This window comes from Propionivibrio pelophilus DSM 12018 (genome assembly GCF_059569095.1).
The window spans coordinates 17,655-37,487 of record NZ_JCANUT010000040.1 but is presented as its reverse complement, the minus strand read 5'-3'; the positions used below and the strand labels follow the sequence as shown (position 1 = coordinate 37,487).

Below are 19,833 nucleotides of genomic sequence, written 5' to 3'. Positions count from 1 at the left end.
GTGCGCGACCCGGATGCCGACCGTACAGGCCTGCCAGCCGCTCCTCGGTAAAGCGCGCTCGCCACGTCGCGATAAAGCGCGAGTCACAGCCCAGCGTATTCATGATCGTGTCCCGCGACACGCCGTCATCGAGCAGAAGAATCAGCTTCGCGCGCCGAACCTGCGCCATTGCCGCTGTCCGCTTGCGCTGCAAGCCTTCCAACTCTTCCCGCTCCAAATCACTCAGATTCATCTTTCCCATGCAAACCATATGGGGTGCAATCTCTTTGGTTCAATGGACTAGGTTTCGGACCTTGTCGTAGCGGTCGGCGAGAAGCTGGTTTCTTTCGCCGACGAGAACGATTGCCGCTAGAAGGCACAGGCCCGCGATGACGATTCCCGTCAGGCTGTTGAGCTTGTTGCGCAAGGACATCCTCTTCATGAAGGTCATGATCGTTCTCCTGGCGACGCCCTGTTTTTGATTCAAGCATCGCAGTCCGGGTAAAGCAACGAATTTCTGAAATCGCTCATTTCTGTAAATGGTTCAGATGCCCTTGAAAACGAGGGGGTGTCCCCCATCTCGTTGCCATTCGGTAACGTCTCGCGGGAGAAATGCATGCGACAAGATAAACTCACCACCAAGTTCCAGCAGGCTCTGGCTGACGCGCAGAGCCTGGCCGTCGGCCACGACAACCAGATGATGGAATCGTCCCACCTGCTGCTGGCCCTGCTGCAGCAGGAAGACGGCGCCACGTCCTCGCTGCTGGCGCAGGCGGGAGTTAATGTGCAGGCATTGAAAGCGGCGCTTGATCAGTCCATCGATCGCTTGCCGAAGGTTGAAGGACATGGCGGTGACGTGCAGGTCGGGCGTGATCTGGTCAACCTGCTCAACCTCACCGACAAGGAAGCGCAGAAGCGCGGCGACCAGTTCATCGCCAGCGAGATGTTCCTGCTCGCGGTGTGCGAGGACAAGGGCGAGGCGGGTCGGTTGGCGAAACAGCACGGGCTTAACCGCAAGGCGCTGGAGGCCGCGATCATGGCCGTGCGCGGCGGGCAGGGCGTCGATACTCAGGAAGCCGAAGGTCAGCGCGAATCGCTCAAGAAATACTGCATCGACCTCACCGAGCGCGCCCGCGAGGGCAAGCTTGACCCGGTGATCGGGCGCGACGACGAGATCCGTCGCACCATCCAGATCCTGCAGCGGCGGACGAAGAACAACCCGGTGCTGATCGGCGAGCCGGGCGTCGGCAAGACGGCGATTGTCGAAGGGCTGGCGCAGCGTATCGTCAATGACGAGGTGCCGGAAACGCTCAAAGGCAAGAAGGTGTTGAGCCTCGACATGGCGGCGCTGCTGGCCGGGGCCAAGTATCGCGGCGAGTTCGAGGAACGCCTGAAGGCCGTCCTGAAAGAAATTGCGCTGGACGAAGGCAAGATCATCGTCTTCATCGACGAACTGCACACCATGGTCGGCGCCGGCAAGGCCGAAGGCGCCATCGACGCGGGCAACATGCTGAAGCCGGCCTTGGCGCGAGGCGAACTGCACTGCGTCGGCGCAACGACGCTCGACGAATACCGCAAGTACGTCGAGAAGGACGCCGCTCTCGAACGCCGCTTCCAGAAGGTTCTCGTCGACGAGCCGAGCGTCGAGAGCACCATCGCCATCCTGCGCGGTTTGCAGGAACGCTATGAACTACACCACGGCGTTCCCATTACAGACCCGGCGATCATTGCCGCTGCTGAGTTGTCGCATCGCTACATCACCGACCGCTTCCTGCCGGACAAGGCCATTGATCTGATCGACGAGGCGGCGGCGCGCATCAAGATGGAAATCGACTCCAAGCCGGAAGTCATGGACAAACTCGACCGGCGCATGATCCAGCTCAAGATCGAGCGCGAAGCCGTGTGCAGGGAGAAGGACGAAGCGTCGATGAAGCGCATGCAGCTGATCGAGGACGAACTACTCAAGCTGCAACGCGAATACAACGACCTTGAAGAAATCTGGAAGGCCGAAAAGGCGCAGGTGCAGGGCAGCGCGCACATCAAGGAAGAGATCGACAAGCTCCGGGCGCAAATGGCTGAATTGCAGCGCAAAGGGCAGTACGACAAGCTCGCCGAGTTGCAATACGGCAAGCTGCCGCAACTGGAAGCGCAATTGAAGGCCGCTGAAAAATCAGGCGGCACTGCGAAGAAGAACCAGCTGCTGCGCAACGAAGTCGGCGTCGAGGAGATCGCCGAGGTCGTCTCGCGCGCGACCGGGATCCCGGTTTCCAAGATGATGCAGGGAGAGCGCGAAAAACTGCTGGCGATGGAAGACAAGATCCACCAGCGCGTCGTCGGACAGGACGAGGCGGTGCGCCTGGTATCCGACGCCATCCGTCGTTCGCGCGCCGGGCTCGCCGATCCGAACCGGCCTTACGGCTCCTTCCTGTTCCTCGGCCCGACCGGCGTCGGCAAGACCGAGCTGTGCAAGGCGCTGGCGAATTTCCTGTTCGATTCGGAAGACCACCTGATCCGCATCGACATGAGCGAGTTCATGGAGAAGCATTCGGTCGCCCGCCTGATCGGCGCGCCGCCCGGATATGTGGGTTACGAGGAAGGTGGGTATCTTACCGAAGCCGTGCGCCGCAAGCCCTACAGCGTGATCCTGCTCGACGAGGTTGAAAAGGCTCACCCGGACGTGTTCAACGTGCTGCTGCAGGTGCTCGACGACGGCCGCATGACCGACGGGCAGGGGCGCACGGTTGACTTCAAGAACACCGTCGTGGTGATGACATCCAATCTCGGTTCGCAGATGATCCAGCAGATGGCCGGCGACGACTACCAGCTTATCAAGCTGGCGGTGATGGGCGAGGTGAAAACCTATTTTCGGCCGGAGTTCATCAATCGTATCGACGAGGTGGTCGTCTTCCATTCGCTCGACGAAAAGAACATCAAGTCGATCGCGAAGATCCAGCTCGGCTATCTGGAAAAGCGGCTGGCGCAACTGGAGATGGCGCTGGACGTCGACGACAGCGCGCTGTCCGAAATCGCCACCGCCGGCTTCGACCCGATCTTTGGTGCGCGGCCGTTGAAGCGCGCGATCCAGGCGCAGATCGAGAACCCGCTGGCCAAGGCGATCCTCGAAGGACGTTTTGCCGCCAAGGATACGATTCGGGTTACTTGTACCGGCGGGGTGATGCACTTCGGCAAGGCATGAGAGAGTGAATTGTGTGTCCGCACCTCCTTCCTGATCGCACTTTTGTGCCACATGTTTGCGACATTGGGTGCGTATTGAATCCGCTCCGGAGCTTCTCATGAGCACCACGACCATCCGTATTCCCGATGACCTGAAGGCCCGTGTTTCGGCAGCTGCTGGGCGTGCCGGCACGACCGCCCACAATTTCATCCTCGAGGCGATTGCCGAAAAGGCTGAACAGGCAGAGCGTCGAGCCGAGTTCCTTGCCGAGGCCGAAGAGCGTTACGCACGTATCGTGAAAACCGGCAAGACGATTCCGTGGAGCGAGATGCGCAGCTACCTGGAGGGGCGCGTGGTCGGCAAGGCGGTGAAGCGTCCGGTGGCGCGCAAGCTGGCGAAGTAGCGTGTCGCGCATCGAGCTGGCGCCCGAGGTTCGGGAGGATTTCGACCGGATTCTCGATCACTTCGATCAGTATCAGGTCGAGAACCCCGTGGCGCGGATACACGAGAGCGTCGCAGCCATCGGCGTGATCGAAACCAGCCCTCTGATTGGCCGTCCTGCCGAAAGCGGCAAACGGGAATTGGTGATTGGTCGGCGCTCGCACGGGTATGTGGCGCTGTACCGCTACGTTGCCGAGATCGACACCGTCTTTGTTCTGGCGATCCGAGCCCAGCGTGAGGCGGGTTTCAGGCACGAGTGATTTCAATCACAGATCCGAACCCCGGCCTTCGCCGGGGTGACGAATTTTTCAGTGTTTCCCAAAGCAGCGATTCAACCCGCCGGCGCCGCTTTCCTTTCGGCGTCGATAAAACGCGCGGCGATGGCTTTGAATTCGTCCTGGATGGCGAGAAAAGCATCGACGACATCCGGGTCGAAATGCTTTCCACGCCCCTCGGTGATGATTCGCGCCGCTTCCTCGTGCGACAGCCCTTCCTTGTATACCCGGCGGCTGATCAGCGCGTCGTAGACGTCGGCCAGTGCCATCAGGCGGGCGGGGATCGGGATGGCGTCGCCAGCGCGGCCTTCGGGGTAGCCGCTGCCGTCCCATTTTTCCTGGTGCGAGAAGGCGATTTCCTTGGCCATGTGCAGGAATTCCACGGGAGTGCCGAGCGCTTTTTCGGCGTGGGCGATCGCCTCACGGCCGAGCGCGGCATGGGTCTTCATGATGTCGAATTCCTGCGCATCGAAATGTCCGGGCTTGAGCAGGATGCGGTCGGGAATGCCGACCTTGCCGATGTCGTGCAGCGGCGCCGATTTGAACAGCAGGGCGATGTTGGCCTCGGTGAGGAAGGCGGCGAAGCGCGGGTGCGTTTTCAGTTGTTCTGCCAGTGTCTTGACGTAGTGTTGGGTGCGGCGGATGTGGTTGCCCGTGTCGTTGTCGCGGGTTTCGGCTAGCGACGCCATGGCCAGGATGGTTACGTCCTGGATTGCCCGGACTTCGCGGGTGCGTCGGGCGACTTCTTCTTCGAGAAACGCGGCGCGGTCGCGCAGGAAATCCGCCGAGGCCTTGAGCGAGAGATGTGTCCTGACGCGCGCCAGGACGATCGGCGGGCTGATCGGCTTGGTGATGTAGTCGACCGCGCCGAGCTCAAGGCCCTTCTTCTCGTCGTCGACGGTGGCCTTGGCGGTCAGGAAGATGACCGGAATGTCGCGGGTCGCGGGATCGCCTTTCAACTGCTCGATGACCTGGTAGCCGTCCATCTCCGGCATCATGATGTCGAGCAGGACGAGGTCCGGCGGGGTTTCCGAGCGGGCGATGCGCAGCGCCCGTTCGCCGCTGTTGGCCACCTTGACTTTGTAGTCGTCGCGGAGCAGCGAACTCATCAGCGTCAGGTTGTCCGGGGTGTCGTCCACCACCAGGATCGTTGCGCGGGGCAGGGTCTCCGGTTCGTCCATGGCTCACTCCTCCTTTCCGGCCCGGGCGGCATGCAGCGCCGCCAGCGCCTTCTCGAAATCGAAACGGGCGATGGCGTCAGCGATCGACGCGTAGTCCTTTCCAAAAGCTGCCTGGAAGAGGTTTGCATGTGCAACCAGCAGCTCGCTGGCTTCCGCGTCGTCGTCGGCCAGCAATTCGGCGAGCCGCGCGATCTGTTGGCGAACCTCCGCGGGATCGGTTGCGGCAGCGTTGACAGACGCTTCCGCCGGCAGCGCTGCGCGCAGCGCGGCAATGGTTTCGTCGAGCGGGCGCTTGAGGTCGGCGAGCGAAGCGTCGATTTCCTGCCGGTCGGTGTGCGCGGCGATGGCCGCTTCCAGCTTTGCTGCGGCCTCCTGGATGGCGCTGGCGCCAATGTTCCCGGCGGTTCCCTTGAGCGTGTGGGCTAGCCGTTCGGCGAGCGGCCAGTCGTCTGCATCGAGCGCGCTTTTCAGTTGTTCGGGAACAGCGGCCTGGCCGTCGAGGAATTTGCGCAGCATGGCGAGGTAGAGCGAGCCTTTGCCGACCGCCCGCTTGAGGCCTTGCGCGGTGTCGATGCCGACGATCGTCGGCGGCGTCCATTCCGCCTTTTCCCGCGCGTCCGGGCTCGAGGCGGTTGGAGTTCCCGCAGGCAGTCCGGCACGGGGCTTGATCCAGCGGAGCAGGGCGCGCCACAACGTGTCGGGGTCGATCGGCTTGGCAACGTGGTCCTGCATCCCGGCGGCCAGGCATTTCTCGCGGTCGCCTTCCATGGCGTTGGCGGTCATGGCGACGATCGGCAACTCGGCGTACTGCGGCTGCTTGCGGATTTCCCGCGTGGCGGTGATGCCGTCCATCTCGGGCATCTGCATGTCCATCAGAACGATGTCGAACGCCTGCGCCTGGACCTTTTCCACGGCGATGCGGCCGTTCTCGGCGAGTTCCACATCGAGCCCGACGCTGCCGAGCAGTTCGGTGGCCATCTGCTGGTTCATGTCGTTGTCTTCAACGAGGAGGACGCGCGCGCCGGCGATCGACGCCAGCCGGGTTTCGATTTCGGATGCCGTGGGCGGTTCCTCAGTCGCTTCCTCGTGCTCCGTCGCGCCTTGATTGACGATCGTGTCGAACAGCAGTGACGGGCTGAGCGGCTTGATCAGGACGTTCTCGATGCCCGCCGCTTCGGCGGTCTGGAACAGTTCGTCGCGGCCATAGGCGCTGATGATTACCAGCCGGGGTGGTTTCTCCAGGTTCAGGGCGCGGATTTTCGCGGCCGTGGCGATGCCGTCCAGGTCGGCCATCCGCCAGTCGAGCAGGGCGACTTCGTAACGCTCGCCGGCTGTATCGGCGCGGGTGATCTCGGCGATCGCCGCATCGCCCGAAGCGACCGCGGTGACATCGAAGGTCAGGCTGCGCAGCATCTCGCCGATGACCTCGCGGGCGGTGTCGCTGTCGTCGGCCAGTAGCACGCGGCAACCGCGCATCGCCGGGTTGAGCAGCGGCCTGCCGCGCTTTCTTCTTCCGCGCCCCAGGCGTGCCGTAAACCAGAACGTGCTGCCCTTGCCGAATTCGCTGTCAACCCCTACCGCGCCGCCCATCAATTCGGCCAGTTGTTTGGCGATCGACAGGCCCAGTCCGGTGCCGCCGTACTTGCGCGTGGTCGACGTGTCGGCCTGCTCGAAGTTCTGGAACAGGCGGTTTTTCTGTTCGTCGGTGAGGCCGATGCCGGTGTCGCGTACCGCAAACCGCAGTAACAGATCGTTGCCTTTCGCGTGATCGACGGCCACGCTGATCTCGATTTCGCCGTGTTCGGTGAACTTGACCGCGTTATTGACGTAATTCGTGAGTACCTGGCCGAGGCGCAGCGGGTCGCCGACGAGGGGAGCGGGGACGTCGCCGGCGACGTTGACGATCAGTTCGAGGCCCTTGCCGGCGGCTTTTTCGGCGACCAGGTTGGTGACGCTGTCGAGAACCTGCTGCAGTTCGAAGTCGGTGCGTTCGACGACCAGTTTGCCGGCCTCGATCTTGGACAGGTCGAGGATGTCGTTGATGATGCCGAGCAGGATCTGGCTCGATGCCTGGATCTTCTTCAGGTAGTCGCGCTGGCGGGCGGAAGGGTTGGTTTTCAGGGCCAGGTAGGCGGTGCCGATGATCGCATTCATCGGGGTGCGGATTTCATGGCTCATGTTGGCGAGGAAATCGGACTTCATCCGTGCCGCTTCCTCGGCCAGGGCGCGGGCCTTCTGCATTTCCTCGATCGCCGCGTGCTCGACGGTGATGTCGTCGATGATCCAGACCGAGCCGCGTGATCGGTCGTTGGCGTCCACTGCGCGGCCCGTCAGACGGGCCCAGAAACGGCTGCCGTCGCGGCGCGCCATCTCCATTTCGCGCGTGCTGGTCTCGCCGCGCCACACGGGCTCGTAGAGTGACTCCTCGTCGTTTTGCCACATTGCATCATCGGGGTACCAGACGCGTGTGGTCTGGCCGACGAGTTCCCACGGATCCCAGCCGATGATGGTGTGCAGTTGGCGATTCGCCCGTTCGATGACCCGATCCTTGATCTGCGCAATGCCGGAGGTGGCGGAATCGACGATGGCCTTCTGCTCGGCGCTGGCCACGCGCAGTTGTTCCTGTTGCGCGTCGCGTTCGGCGGAAACACGCTGGTAATCCTCCAGCGTTTTAGCAAGCTCCAGAATCTCCTCCGCCTCTTTCGTCGCCTGCGTCCCGATGAAGCTGATGTTGCGCTTGCCTGTCAGCAGCAGGCGAGTCTGCCGGGTGATGCTGAGCAGGGGGCGGACGACTTTGTTGCGGTAAAAGCCGAGCAGCACGCCGAGCATTCCGGCCACGTTGATTGCCATGGTCGCCCACGAAATCTTTCCGGCAAGTTCGCTTTGCTCCGTGAGCCGTGTTGCTTCCTGGCGTTCTCGGGCATCGATTTGTCGGAGAATCTGGGTGACGAGGTCGGTGGTGATGGTTTCGCGCACGCGATGTTCGGGGCCGAGGATCTGCGCAATGGCGCCGTCGCGGTCGCCGTGTTCAGATTTGAGCATGGCCTCCTTTTCGAGGACGATCAGCGCTTCGGAGTTTTCCCTGGCGGTTTCCAGCAGCGATATTTCATCGGTGTTCTCGCCGAGCATCTCGCGCAGCCGTTCAATAAGAGAGATCGGCCAGCCGGCGTCGAGTCGTGCATTGAATGTCCTGCGAAAAAACTCGTTTCCCGTAACGATGTATGTTCTTGCCGCCGTGGTCAGCAAGTCGCTGTTCTGTCCGTAAGCATAGATCGCCTGTGCCAACTCGTGGTGCCGTTGTTCTGCATGCCGCAAGGTTTCCAGCGCACGATTCGAAAACAGGTACGTGCCGATGCTGAAGGCGGACAGTAGCGCCACCAGCAAGGTGACCACGCGGCTTCCGGTCTCGATTCTCATGTGTGCGATTCCTCAAGCGTTGCCGGAACGATACCCCAGATGTCGCGGGCGTATTCGCGGATCGCCCGGTCGCTGGAGAACTTGCCCATCCGCGCGACGTTGAGGATGGAGCGCCGCGTCCATTCATCGCGATCGACGAACAGCCGGTCGACTTGCTCTTGTGCCGTGATGTAGGACCGGTAGTCCGCGAGCACGAAGTACGGATCGCCATGCTCCAGAAACGCCTGACGGATCGGTGCGAAGAGACCGGCTTGGGTCGGCGAGAATGCGCCGCTGGCGATCATGTCGAGCGCCCGGCGCAACTCGTTGTCACGCTCGTAATAGTGCGCCGGCTGGTAGCCGCTGCTCCGCGCGGCGTCGATTTCCTCGCTGGTCAGGCCGAAGAGGAAGAAATTCTCCGCGCCGACTTCCTCGCGGATTTCGATGTTGGCGCCGTCCAGCGTGCCGATGGTCAGCGCACCGTTGAGGGCGAACTTCATGTTGCCGGTGCCGGAGGCCTCCATGCCGGCGGTCGAAATCTGCTCGGAAAGGTCGGCGGCCGGAATGATCTTCTCGGCGAGCGAAACGCAATAGTTGGGCAGGAAGACAACGGCCAGTCGGCCGCGCATGTCGGAGTCGCCGTTCACCTTGTCGGCCACGGCGTTGATCAGGCGGATCGTCAGCTTGGCCATCGCGTACGCCGGCGCGGCCTTGCCGCCGAAGATGATCGTGCGCGGGACGCGTTGCTGCTGCGGGGCGTCCTTGATGCGGTTGTACAGCGTCACCGCGTGCAGGACGTTGAGGATCTGCCGCTTGTACTCGTGGATGCGCTTCACCTGGATGTCGAACAGCGACGTGGGATCGACTTCGATGCCGGTCTTTTCTTTGATGCACGCAGCGAGGCGTTGCTTGTTCGTCAGCTTCGCGTCTCGCCAGGCGGCACGGAAGGACGGATCCTCGGCATGCGGCTCGAGCTTTTTCAGGGTGTCGAGGTCGCGGATCCATGCCGGGCCGATCGTTGCGCTGATCAGCGCGGCCAGGCCGGGGTTGGCCTGCAGCAGCCAGCGGCGCTGGGTGATTCCGTTGGTTACGTTACGGAAGCGCCCCGGGAAGAAGTGATCGAAGTCGGCGAACAGGCGGGTCTTCAGAATGTGCGTATGCAGGGCCGCTACGCCATTGACCGAGTGGCTGCCGACGATCGCCAGATGCGCCATGCGCACCCGTTTTTCGTGCCCTTCGGCGATCAGCGACATGCGCCGGAGCAGTTCGCCGTCGCCGGGATGGCGCTGCGCCACGTCGTCGAGGAAGCGCCGGTTGATTTCGTAGATGATCGCCATATGCCGCGGCAGCAGACGTTCGATCAGGCTGACGGGCCAGGTTTCCAGCGCTTCCGGCAAGACCGTGTGATTGGTATAGGCGAAGGTGCGGACGCAGATGGCCCACGCCGCGTCCCATTCCAGATCATCCTCGTCGAGCAGGATGCGCATCAGTTCGGGGATGGCGATGGCGGGGTGCGTGTCGTTGAGCTGGACGGCGACGCTGTCGGGCAGCGTCGCAATATCGGCACGGCTCTTGCGGAAGCGACGGAGGATGTCCTGGAAGGTTGCCGCCACGAAGAAGTATTGCTGCTTCAGGCGCAGTTCCTTGCCCGCCTCGCGCTCGTCGCTGGGGTAGAGCACCTTCGTGAGGTTTTCACTGAGCACCTTTTCCTGCATGGCCTTGATGTAGTCGCCGTCATTGAAGAAGGCGAGATTGAAGTCGGTGCTCGATACCGCGGCCCAGAGTCGCATGTTGGTCGTGGTTTCGGTGGCGAATCCCGGAATCAGCATGTCGCAGGGCATCGCGTTGACGTTTTCGGTGTCCACCCAGCGATAGCGGATCCGGCCGGTCGCGTCGCTGTAACTCTCGGAACGGCCGGAAAAACGTACGGTGTACGGGAAGCCGCGGCGGGCGATTTCCCACGGATTGCCGTTGACCATCCAGTTGTCGCACTCTTCGACCTGCCAGCCATCGAGGACCTTCTGGGTGAAGATGCCGTAGTCGTAGCGGATGCCGTAGCCGTAACCCGGGATGCCCAGACAGGCCATCGAATCCATGAAGCACGAGGCCAGGCGCCCGAGTCCGCCGTTGCCCAGGCCGGGGTCGCGTTCCTCTTCGGCAAGCGTGTCGAGGCTGAAACCGCTGCCTGCGAGCGCCGCTGCGACTTTGTCACCCAGTCCGAGGGCGAGGGTGTAGCTTTTCATGAACGGCCCGGGCAGGAATTCCAGCGACAGGTAATAAACGCGCTTGGCGTGCCGTTCGTAGTTGGAGCGCTGTGCGTGCAGCCAGCGCTCGATCAGGCGCGTGCGCACGCAGTAGGCCAGCCCCTGGAAATAGGTGTCGCGGCGCGGCGGCCGGAAATCGTTGCCGAGCATGGAGACGATGTGTTGCTCCAGTTCGCAGCGCAATGGATCGCTCTGTCCGGACGCGAGGTCGGATGGAGCTGCAGTTTTTGATTTCGCCATGATCGCCCCCTTCGCTTCGGCCTGCCTTGTTTCAGCATAGCCACTGGCGGCGCAATTGGCAGGTCGGGGCCGGAGGGGGAGGCGCGGCAACGGAACTTGTTGCGGTTTTACGGTCTATTTGGCGTCCGTGTTTTGCGGACGGCGCTTGTCGCACCAATTCTTCAACTCAGGATTCTTGTTCATGACCGAACCCCAGCCTCCCCATCTCCGGCCGTTGCCCAATTTCATCTTCATGAGCCGCTGGTTGCAGTTGCCGCTGTATCTCGGCCTGATCGTCGCGCAGTGCGTCTATGTCGTTCATTTCTGGGTCGAGCTGGTCGATCTCGTCGGCGCGGCGCTCGGCAACAAGACGGCGCTGGAGCATATCGTACAGGCCGTCGGCTATGGCTCGCAGACCGGGAGACTGACCGAGACGACGATCATGCTCGTCGTTCTGGGGCTGATCGACGTGGTCATGATTTCCAACCTGTTGATCATGGTTATCGTCGGCGGCTACGAAACGTTCGTTTCGCGCATGAACCTCGAGCAACACCCGGACCAACCCGAGTGGCTGTCGCACGTCAACGCGTCGGTCCTCAAGGTCAAGCTGGCGACCGCGATCATCGGTATCTCCTCCATTCATCTGCTCAAGACCTTCATCAACGCCGAAGCCTACAGCGAGAAAGTCCTGATCGCCCAGGCGGGCATCCATATCGCTTTTTTGCTTTCGGCAATGGCCATCGCCATGTGCGACCGGCTCCTGGTTGGCGGCAGCGGAAAATACGCCAGTCAGCACTGAGTGACCGACAAGCGCCGGTTCAAGCTGCCGGGATTTGATCCGGCGGCTTGAACTCGCACGCCGGATGGCGGTCTGTATTTGCAAGATGTACGTGCTTCGACTTGAAAACGGGAGAAGCGGACACACCTTCTCCCCCGAAAGGAGCGATTGCCTGGCAGCAACGAACGAGATCGAACGGACCGGGCTTTTGTGGCACAACGGAGAAAGGAGTCGAGATGAACATCGTCTATAACAGCGAACACTACGCAATCGTGGCCTACCCGACGCGGTCGGCTTTCGAACTGGTTGACAAGCTGGGACTGCGCACGTTGTTCGTCCAGGGCTCGATAGCCGTTGGCTTGCGCGAAGCCATCGACAATATTCCGGATGAGGAGCGGGATATGGAGTCGATCGATTCGCTGCTCGACGACTATTGCGCCGGAGCGGCGAAGCCCATTACATTCCATTGATCGACATTTTTTGACCAACTCAGGAGTTGTTATGGCCGGTTATCAATCCGATTATGATCAATACCTCAAAGAGCAGCGGCTGAAGCATCCGGAATGGGAGGCGCAGCAGCGCGAAGGCTTGGCTTTGCTGTGGAGCCGGAAAGTCGATCCGGCCGAGCAGCAGGTCTTCCGCCAGGCCGCGGAGAAGCAGAAGTCGTATCCCTACGACGTCAATTTCTAAGCGTTAAAACGCGCGCCGGGTCGCAGACCCGGGATGCGTCCACACGATGCCGGACGGCTGGCTTTCACCGCCCGGCATCGTTATTTCCTGAGCAGCGGTTCCAGTCCGCGCCAGACGTTGTCAAGCAGACGAGGCTGTGCCGCGGCCGTCGGGTGCAGGTTGTCCGGCTGGAACAGTTCGGGAGTGAGCGCCACGCCGTCGAGGAGGAAATCGACGAACGCTGTTTTCGCACTCTTTGCGACGTCAGCGAAAACCCGGTGGAACTGGTCGGCGTAGGGGCCGTAGTTCGGAGGCAGGCGTTGCCCGACGATCAATACGCGCGCTTTGCGCTTTTGTGCTGTTGCGGCCATCGCATCGAGGTTGGCGCGCAGCGTGGCAATCGGCAGGCCTCGCAGGCCGTCGTTGGCGCCGAGGGCGATGATCACGATCTCGGGCGCGTGCTTGTTCAGGGCGTCGTCAAGACGGGTCCGCCCGCCGCTGGTGGTTTCCCCGGAAATGCTGGCGTTGACGACGCTATAATCGATTTTTTTTTCCCGCAGGCGGCTGGCGAGCAGGCTGGGCCAGGCTGATTCACGGGGGATTCCGTAGCCGGCCGAGAGTGAGTCGCCGAAAACGAGGATGGTCCGCGCTGCGAGCGCGTCGGGAACCGTCAGGAACAGGCTGCTGGCGATCAGCAGGCAACGAAGGATGAATGATCGGAACATGGGAATGCAGAATACGCCGGCAACGAACGTGGTGGAAGTCAGCCGCCTGACCAAGAGCGTCGATAACGGCGGCGAGCCGCTGATCATTCTGCATGAGAATTCGTTTTGCGTCGCCGCTGGCGATACCGTGGCCATCGTCGGCGCGTCCGGTTCCGGCAAATCGACCCTGCTCGGACTGCTGGCCGGCCTCGATCTGCCGAGCAGCGGTGTCGTGAAGCTGGCCGGCGAGGAACTCGCCGGGCTCGACGAGGATGCGCGCGCGGTGCTGCGCGGCCGCCTGCTCGGGTTCGTCTTCCAGTCGTTCCAGTTGCTGCCGTCGCTCAATGCCATAGAAAACGTGATGCTGCCGCTGGAACTGGCCGGCATCGCCAATGCCCGCGCCGAGGCCGAGTACTGGCTCGAACGCGTCGGCCTGGCGCACCGCCTGCGCCATTATCCGAAGCATCTTTCCGGCGGCGAGCAGCAGCGGGTGGCGGTGGCGCGCGCGTTTGCGCCGAAGCCGATGCTAATCCTGGCCGATGAGCCGACCGGCAACCTCGATGCAGCGACCGGGCACCAGATCATCGAACTGATGTTTGCGATCAATGCCGAGCGCGGCACGACGCTGATCCTCGTCACGCACGACGAGGAGATTGCCGCCCGTTGTCGGCGGCGGTTGCGCATGCATGCCGGCTTGATCGAAGAGATTTCCTGATTTCTGTTTTTTCTGGAGTTTGTTTCATGAAGTTCATCTATTCCAACCCGACCGTGATCCATTTCGGACAGGGCAAGATCGCGTCCATCGCCAAGGCCATTGACCCGTCAAGGAAGGTGCTGGTCCTCTATGGCGGCGGATCGATCAAGACGAACGGCGTTTACGACCAGGTGGCGGCGGCACTGGAGGGGCGCACCTGGATGGAGTTCGGCGGCGTCGAGCCGAATCCGGCCGTGGAAACCCTCGACAAGGCGGTTGCCTTGATTCGCAAGGAAGGGCTCGACTACATTCTCGCTGTTGGTGGCGGCTCGGTCATCGACGGGAGCAAGTACGTCGCGGCGGCGAGTTGCTACGACGGCAACGGCTGGGACATCCTTCTCGGCAAGCACCGGGTGAAGCAGGCCTTGCCGCTGGGCGTCGTGCTGACGCTGCCGGCCACCGGCTCGGAATCGAATGGTGGGGCGGTGATCACCCGGCGCACGACCAAGGAGAAGCTGGTTTTTTCGTCGGATGCGGTGTATCCGCGCTTCGCCGTGCTCGATCCGGACGTGATCAAGTCGTTGCCCGAGAAGCAGATCGCCAACGGCCTGGTCGACGCCTTCGTGCACGTCTGCGAGCAGTATCTGACCTTCCCGGCGCAAGCCTGGGTGCAGGATGGCTACGCCGAAGTGCTGCTGCGCAATCTGGTCAACCTGGCGCTGCAGTTCAAGGGGCGGGACAACGATTCCTGGCGCGCCAACTTCATGTGGACGGCCAACCAGGCGCTCAACGGGCTGATCGGCGTCGGCGTGCCGCAGGACTGGGCGACGCACATGATCGGGCACGAACTCACCGCCGAGTACGGCATCGATCACGCCCGTACGCTGGCTATCGTGCTGCCGGCGCTGCTGCGCAACCAACTCGAAAACAAGAAGGTCAAGCTGGCGCAAATGGGCCGCAGCGTGTTCAATCTGGCGCCGGATGTCGATCTGCCCCAGCGCACGATCAACGCGATCGAGCAGTTGTTCCGCGATCTCGGTATTCCCGTGCGTCTGAGCGAAGCCGGCGTGACCGACCCGAAAGCGGCGGAGCTGATCGCTGCCGGCATCGAAGGGCACGGCATGCGCAAGCTGGGCGAGAAGGGCGTGATTACGCCGGACGTGGTGCGCGAGATCGTCGCGGCCGCTGCCTGATTGTTGGCGATTATTCGCAGGAAAACAGTTTTTTGACGGGAGAGGGCGGATGAGTCTCAACGGGCGGATTGGTCTTTTGTTTTTGACCTGGCTGATCGTGGTGGTGGTGGCTTCGCTGGTCATCGGATCGGAGCGAAAGCAACAGTGGTTCTACATGCGCGATACGTCGAAGAGCTTTTTCAATCGCCGCGGGGTGCTCGGGGAGTTGGTGCGGTTTGGGTTCCCGAGAACGCGCGAGGGCTGGATGGTGTTTGCCGGATTCCTGGCGATGATTCTCGTGAGCGGGTATCTCGTCGTCGGCTGAACGGCCGGCAGAGTCCCGTCAGGGCTGCGCAAGAATGCGGCGGGCGACGGTCACGCCGCTGCGCACCGCGCCTTCGAGCGTCGCCGGATAGTCGGCGCAGACGTAGTCGCCGGCCAGCCACAGGCCGCGAACCGGCGTGTCCGGTGTCGGGCGGAATAGTCCCGGGCAGCACGAGAACGTGGCGCGTCGCTCGCGGATGACCTGCTGCCAGAGCGGGGCGGGCAGGGTGTGGCCCAGCGTGTCCTGAAGTTCACGATGCAGGGTCGCCGCCAGTGAGTCGTTGTCGAGCGTGTCCCAGAGGCCTTCGCCGCTGAGCACGCAGGCGGCGATACCTTGCCCGCCTTCTTGATCGCTGCGCTCGAAGGCCCATTGCCCGATGCGACCGGGCTTCGGCGTTTCGAGACCCAGCATCGGGAAGGGGAATCTCAGCGCCACCGGATACCCCAGATAGACCGTACCGATCGGTTCGAACGTGTAGCTATCCAGTTGCCGGGCAATCTCTTCCGTTTCGGGAAACGCGTGCAGCAGTGCGGATGCGTGTTGCGGTGCGGTGGCGATCGCGACGTGGGCGAAGGTTTCGTCGCCGATGGTCAGCGGGGGATGAAGCGTGTCGACGCGGGCGGACAGCCTGACTTCGCCGCCGCCGGATTCGACGCAATTCCGGGCGGCATCAGGGAACACCCGGCCGAGATCGGCGGCCGGCAACAGCAGATCGGTGTCCTCTCTTTTGCCGCCGAGGCTGTCGCGCAGCACGTTGGCAAACAGTTGTGCCGATGCCGAGGCAGATGGCGTGTTGAGCGCCGCCAGGCACAGCGGCTCCCACATGAAGCGCCGGATGTTGCCCGTCTGACTGTGCCGGTCGAGCAATTCGGCGACGGAGATGTCGTCTTGCAGGCGGTAGTCGTCCCGTTGCAGGGTGCGCATGAAGCGCGCGGCCGAAAACTTTTCCCGCAACGACGCTCCCCGCGCGGTCATCAGGCCGATCGCCAGATGGAACGGGGCGGGCAGGCGCGGCAGGCGCAGCCGGAATCCGCCGCACGGGTGGTTCAACTCCAGAGGGGAGCGCGCAAGGAGGGTGTCCGGGTCGGCACCGGCCAGTCGCATCAGGCGCAGGGTTTCGTGGTAGGCGCCGATCAGGATGTGCTGTCCGTTGTCGAGCGGGACGCCATGTACCATGACCCGTCGGGCGCGTCCGCCGAGTTGCCGCGCGGCTTCGAATACGCAAACTTGGCGGCCGGCCGCGGTGAGTTCTACGGCACAGGCCAGTCCGGCCCAGCCGCCGCCGATGACGGCGATGCGTCCGTTCACCCCTTGATCCAGGTCCGCCAGGCGAGCCACAGCTTGCGCAGCGGCGTGAGGGAGGTGCGCTGGCGGAGCACCTGGCAACCGTCGCGTTTGATCTCGTCGAGCAGCGCGCGATAGATCGCGGCCATGACCAGCCCCGGGCGTTGCGCTTTCCGGTCGGCCGCGGGCAGCTGGCTCAGCGCTTGCGCGTAATAGCGTTCGGCGCGTTCGATCTGGAATTCCATGAGCTTCCGGAAGTTCTCCGACTGCCGGGCATCGAAAATATCGGTGACCGAAACGTTGAAACGCTTCAATTCATCCATCGGCAGGTAGATGCGGCCACGGCGCGCATCCTCGCCGACATCGCGGATGATGTTGGTCAGCTGGAAGGCCATGCCCAGATCGTGCGCGTACTTCAGCGTCAGGCGGTCGCTGTAGCCGAAGATCTCCGCGGCGAGCAGGCCGACCACGCTGGCGACGCGGTAGCAGTACAGCGAGAGCGCCGTGAAGTCGAGGTAGCGCGTCTGCTGCAGGTCCATTTCCATGCCGTCGATGATTTCCAGCAGCTGTTCCTGCGGCAGGTTGAATTCGGGCAGCACCGCCTGCAGCGCCTGGGTCACCGGGTGCTGCGGCTGCCCGGCGTACAGCCGGTCGAGTTCCTGGCGCCACCAGACGAGCTTGTTGGCGGCCACTTGCGGGTCTTTGCATTCGTCGACGACGTCGTCGACCTCGCGGCAGAACGCGTACAGCGCAGTAATCGCGCGACGCCGGTTCGGCGGCAGAAACAGGAAACTGTAGTAGAAGCTCGAACCGCTCGATGCGGCTTTGTCCTGGCAATACTCTTCGGGGGTCATCGGGCGTTTCATGGTCGTGTCTTGGCCGCGAATCTTACATAAACACGGCGCGCGCGGCCATGCGCAGCCAATCGACCGGGCCGAGCACGGGGCGTTGCCGGAAAACGTCGCCGCGCACCTTCTCGATCCGGTCCAGGATGCGCAGGCCGCCCTGCACGGTCAGCCGGATCTCCCAGCCGAACCGGCCGGGCAGCGCGTGGACCAGCGGCGCGCCGGCGAGCATCAGCTGCCGCGAGCGCTCCACCTCGAAGTCCAGTAGCTTCTCCCACGCTGGCGAGCAGTGTGCTTCGGCGATCTGGTGCTCGTCGATGCCGAAGCGCGCGAGATCCTCCTGCGGAAGATAGACGCGCTCCTTTTTCCAGTCGACGGCGATGTCCTGCCAGAAATTGGTCAGTTGCAGCGCCGAGCAGATGCAGTCCGAACGGCGCAGGTTGTTTTCGTCAGCCCGGTCGAACAGGTGCAGCAGCAGGCGGCCGACCGGGTTGGCCGAGCGGCGGCAATAGTCGAGCAACTCGGCGTAGTCGGCGTAGCGCTTTTGCACCACGTCCTGGGCGAACGCATCGAGCAGGTCGCGAAACAACTGGATGGGTAGCTTCCATTCACGGATTACCTGGGCCAGTTCGGCGAAATCCGATGACTCCGGCGTTTTTCCTCTCTCGATGCGGTCGAGTTCCGCCCTGAAGCCGGCGAGTCCGAGCAAACGCGCCGAATCGCTGGCGTCGCCTTCGTCGGCGATGTCGTCGGCGCCCCGCGCGAAGCGGTAGATGGCCTCGATCGGCCGGCGCAGCCGTTTGGGCAGAAGAAGCGAAGCAACGGGGAAATTCTCGTAATGTTCGACAGGCATCGCGCAGGAGTGAGACGAGGGCGGCTGACAGTATAGAAGGTTCTCGGGTAGAATGCCCGATTAGCGCGAGAGTGGCGGAATTGGTAGACGCACTGGATTTAGGTTCCAGCGCCGCAAGGCGTGGGGGTTCGAGTCCCTTCTCTCGCACCATATTTTTCAACTCATTGCCTGAGCAGACGATTCTCTCAGCCCGAACTATCAGAGACTTCAAGGAATCTTAATGGATACGATGGACACGAACGCTACGACCACCAATGCCGAAGCCGCACCGCAGCCCAGCGCCCTCGAACGCCGTCTGGATCTGTCGGTCGTCATTGCCGACCTCGACAAGGAGATTGATCAGCGCGTGAAGCGGATGAGCAAGAACGTCAAGATGCCGGGGTTCCGTCCGGGCAAGGTGCCGCTCAATATCGTCAAGCAGCAGTACGGCTACGAGGCGCACATGGACGCGCTGAACGATGCTCTGGAAAAGGCGTTCAAGGAAGCTGTCAAGGAACAGCAGATGCGCGTTGCCGGCAGCCCGAAGATCGAACCGAAGAAGACCGAGAGCGAAACGCACCTCGAGTTCACGGCGACCTTCGAAGTCTATCCGGAAGTCAAGGTTGCCGATCTGAAAGAGGTCGAGATCGAACGGCCGGTCCTTGAAGTGGGTGCGACCGAGCTGGAAAACACCCTGAACGTCCTGCGCAAGCAGCGCGTCCGCTACGAGCCGGTCGACCGCGTTGCCGCCAAGGGCGATCGCGTTACGATCGACTTCCTCGGCAAGAAGGAAGGTGTGCCGTTCCAGGGCGGTGAAGCCAAGGATTATCCGTTCGTGCTCGGCGAAGGCACGATGCTTGCCGATTTCGAAAACGCCGTGACCGGCCTCAAGGCGGGTGAGTCGAAAACTTTCGAGATGACCTTCCCGGCCGAGTATCACGCCAAGGATCTCGCGGGTCAGGCGGTGACCTTCGATGTCTCGTTGAAGCAGGTGAGTGAGCCGATCCTGCCGGAAATAGACGCCGAATTTGCCAAGTCGCTGGGTATCGCTGACGGCGACACCGAAAAGATGCGCACCGAAATCGAGACCAACCTGAAGCGCGAAGTGAAAAGCCGCCTGAAGAGCCGGGTCAAGAATCAGGTCATGGATGCCCTGTTGAAGACCAATCCGGTCGACGTGCCCAATGCGCTGGTCGAAGTCGAAATCGACCAACTGATCCAGAATGCCCGGCACGACATGGAGCAGCGCAGCGGCAAGAAGATGAAGGATTTCCCGATCCAGCGCGAATGGTTTACCGATCAGGCCAAGCGCCGTGTCAGCCTGGGCCTGGTGCTCTCCGAAATCGTCAAGACCAACGAACTGCATGCCAAGCCGGAGCAGATCAAGTCGGTTGTCGAAGAGGCGGCGCAGAGCTACGAGCACCCGGAAGAGGTCGTTCGCTGGTATTACGCCCAGCCGCAACGCCTGGCCGAGATCGAAGGCATCGTGATCGAGGACAATGTGGTCGAATGGGCCCTGGCAAGCGCCAAGGTTCTGGACAAGCCCATCGCCTTCGACGAACTGATGGGCCAGGGTCAGCGCGCCTGATCGGAAACTGCC

Annotated in this window: 19 protein-coding genes and 1 tRNA gene; 11 read left to right on the top strand and 9 right to left on the bottom strand. The window is 62.4% G+C overall.

What is annotated here, in order from left to right; all coding sequences use genetic code 11:
* Window positions 1-232: helix-turn-helix domain-containing protein (locus BO74_RS14990; protein ID WP_496443186.1), on the bottom strand; the 232-nt coding region annotated here is incomplete at its 3' end.
* Window positions 233-271: 39 nt separating this feature from the next.
* Window positions 272-430, bottom strand: coding sequence for a hypothetical protein (locus BO74_RS14985; RefSeq protein WP_496443185.1), 159 nt, complete (start codon window positions 428-430; stop codon window positions 272-274).
* Between the two features lie 165 nt (window positions 431-595).
* Here BO74_RS14985 and clpB point away from each other — a divergent pair, with 165 nt between their 5' ends.
* The 3 genes from clpB (at window position 596) to BO74_RS14970 (ending at window position 3,855) form a co-directional block, all read left to right on the top strand.
* Complete coding sequence (gene clpB / locus BO74_RS14980; protein ID WP_496443184.1) at window positions 596-3,175, top strand: ATP-dependent chaperone ClpB; 2,580 nt, start codon at window positions 596-598, stop codon at window positions 3,173-3,175.
* A 97-nt stretch (window positions 3,176-3,272) separates the two neighbouring features.
* Entirely contained in the window at window positions 3,273-3,557 is a 285-nt protein-coding gene (locus BO74_RS14975) for a CopG family ribbon-helix-helix protein (RefSeq protein WP_496443183.1), read from the top strand.
* A 1-nt stretch (window position 3,558) separates the two neighbouring features.
* Window positions 3,559-3,855, top strand: coding sequence for a type II toxin-antitoxin system RelE/ParE family toxin (locus BO74_RS14970; RefSeq protein WP_496443182.1), 297 nt, complete (start codon window positions 3,559-3,561; stop codon window positions 3,853-3,855).
* 71 nt (window positions 3,856-3,926) lie between these two features.
* Here BO74_RS14970 and BO74_RS14965 read toward each other — a convergent pair whose 3' ends face one another.
* From BO74_RS14965 to BO74_RS14955, 3 genes are read right to left on the bottom strand one after another with little or no spacing between them, the layout of a single operon-like run.
* Window positions 3,927-5,051 (bottom strand): response regulator, encoded by a 1,125-nt coding sequence (locus tag BO74_RS14965; protein ID WP_496443181.1) that lies wholly within the window; start codon window positions 5,049-5,051, stop codon window positions 3,927-3,929.
* Window positions 5,052-5,054: 3 nt separating this feature from the next.
* The gene (locus BO74_RS14960) at window positions 5,055-8,468 is read right to left on the bottom strand and encodes a hybrid sensor histidine kinase/response regulator (protein WP_496443180.1); all 3,414 of its coding nucleotides are present in this window, start codon (window positions 8,466-8,468) and stop codon (window positions 5,055-5,057) included.
* Entirely contained in the window at window positions 8,465-10,951 is a 2,487-nt protein-coding gene (locus tag BO74_RS14955) for a glycogen/starch/alpha-glucan phosphorylase (RefSeq protein WP_496443179.1), read from the bottom strand. The genes BO74_RS14960 and BO74_RS14955 overlap by 4 nt, the downstream gene beginning before the upstream one ends.
* A 181-nt stretch (window positions 10,952-11,132) precedes the next feature.
* Here BO74_RS14955 and BO74_RS14950 point away from each other — a divergent pair, with 181 nt between their 5' ends.
* The 3 genes from BO74_RS14950 to BO74_RS14940 all read left to right on the top strand — a co-directional run bounded on the left by BO74_RS14950 (window position 11,133) and on the right by BO74_RS14940 (window position 12,398).
* On the top strand, window positions 11,133-11,729 hold the full coding sequence (locus tag BO74_RS14950; protein WP_496443178.1) for a TIGR00645 family protein: 597 nt from the start codon (window positions 11,133-11,135) through the stop codon (window positions 11,727-11,729).
* A 215-nt stretch (window positions 11,730-11,944) separates the two neighbouring features.
* Window positions 11,945-12,178 carry a DUF3567 family protein gene (locus BO74_RS14945; RefSeq protein ID WP_496443177.1) on the top strand — a complete coding sequence of 78 codons (234 nt, stop codon included), beginning with the start codon at window positions 11,945-11,947 and terminating at the stop codon, window positions 12,176-12,178.
* 31 nt (window positions 12,179-12,209) lie between these two features.
* Window positions 12,210-12,398: a DUF3460 family protein gene (locus tag BO74_RS14940; RefSeq protein WP_496443176.1), complete on the top strand. Its 189-nt coding sequence runs from the start codon at window positions 12,210-12,212 to the stop codon at window positions 12,396-12,398.
* A gap of 80 nt (window positions 12,399-12,478) precedes the next feature.
* Here the strand turns inward: BO74_RS14940 and BO74_RS14935 are convergent, their stop codons facing one another.
* On the bottom strand, window positions 12,479-13,102 hold the full coding sequence (locus tag BO74_RS14935) for an arylesterase (protein ID WP_496443175.1): 624 nt from the start codon (window positions 13,100-13,102) through the stop codon (window positions 12,479-12,481).
* Here BO74_RS14935 and BO74_RS14930 point away from each other — a divergent pair.
* Genes BO74_RS14930 through BO74_RS14920 form a run of 3 tightly spaced genes read left to right on the top strand, consistent with a single transcriptional unit; the run spans window position 13,101 to window position 15,272 of the window.
* A complete protein-coding gene (locus BO74_RS14930) occupies window positions 13,101-13,796 on the top strand; it encodes an ABC transporter ATP-binding protein (RefSeq protein ID WP_496443174.1) in 696 nt (231 codons plus the stop codon). The genes BO74_RS14935 and BO74_RS14930 overlap by 2 nt on opposite strands.
* A gap of 26 nt (window positions 13,797-13,822) precedes the next feature.
* Window positions 13,823-14,968: an iron-containing alcohol dehydrogenase gene (locus BO74_RS14925; protein WP_496443173.1), complete on the top strand. Its 1,146-nt coding sequence runs from the start codon at window positions 13,823-13,825 to the stop codon at window positions 14,966-14,968.
* Between the two features lie 49 nt (window positions 14,969-15,017).
* The gene (locus tag BO74_RS14920; RefSeq protein ID WP_496443172.1) at window positions 15,018-15,272 is read left to right on the top strand and encodes a hypothetical protein; all 255 of its coding nucleotides are present in this window, start codon (window positions 15,018-15,020) and stop codon (window positions 15,270-15,272) included.
* Between the two features lie 18 nt (window positions 15,273-15,290).
* Here BO74_RS14920 and hpnE read toward each other — a convergent pair whose 3' ends face one another.
* The 3 genes from hpnE to hpnC are packed head-to-tail and all read right to left on the bottom strand — an operon-like array spanning window position 15,291 to window position 18,254.
* Window positions 15,291-16,580: a hydroxysqualene dehydroxylase HpnE gene (hpnE, locus tag BO74_RS14915; protein ID WP_496443171.1), complete on the bottom strand. Its 1,290-nt coding sequence runs from the start codon at window positions 16,578-16,580 to the stop codon at window positions 15,291-15,293.
* A complete protein-coding gene (hpnD, locus tag BO74_RS14910) occupies window positions 16,577-17,410 on the bottom strand; it encodes a presqualene diphosphate synthase HpnD (RefSeq protein ID WP_496443187.1) in 834 nt (277 codons plus the stop codon). The genes hpnE and hpnD overlap by 4 nt, the downstream gene beginning before the upstream one ends.
* Before the next feature lie 34 nt (window positions 17,411-17,444).
* Complete coding sequence (hpnC, locus tag BO74_RS14905; protein ID WP_496443170.1) at window positions 17,445-18,254, bottom strand: squalene synthase HpnC; 810 nt, start codon at window positions 18,252-18,254, stop codon at window positions 17,445-17,447.
* Window positions 18,255-18,319: 65 nt separating this feature from the next.
* On the opposite strand from hpnC, the gene BO74_RS14900 reads away from it, so the two are divergent.
* Window positions 18,320-18,404, top strand: a tRNA-Leu gene (locus tag BO74_RS14900).
* A 70-nt stretch (window positions 18,405-18,474) separates the two neighbouring features.
* Window positions 18,475-19,821 carry a trigger factor gene (tig, locus tag BO74_RS14895; protein WP_496443169.1) on the top strand — a complete coding sequence of 449 codons (1,347 nt, stop codon included), beginning with the start codon at window positions 18,475-18,477 and terminating at the stop codon, window positions 19,819-19,821.
* Window positions 19,822-19,833: the final 12 nt, after the last annotated feature.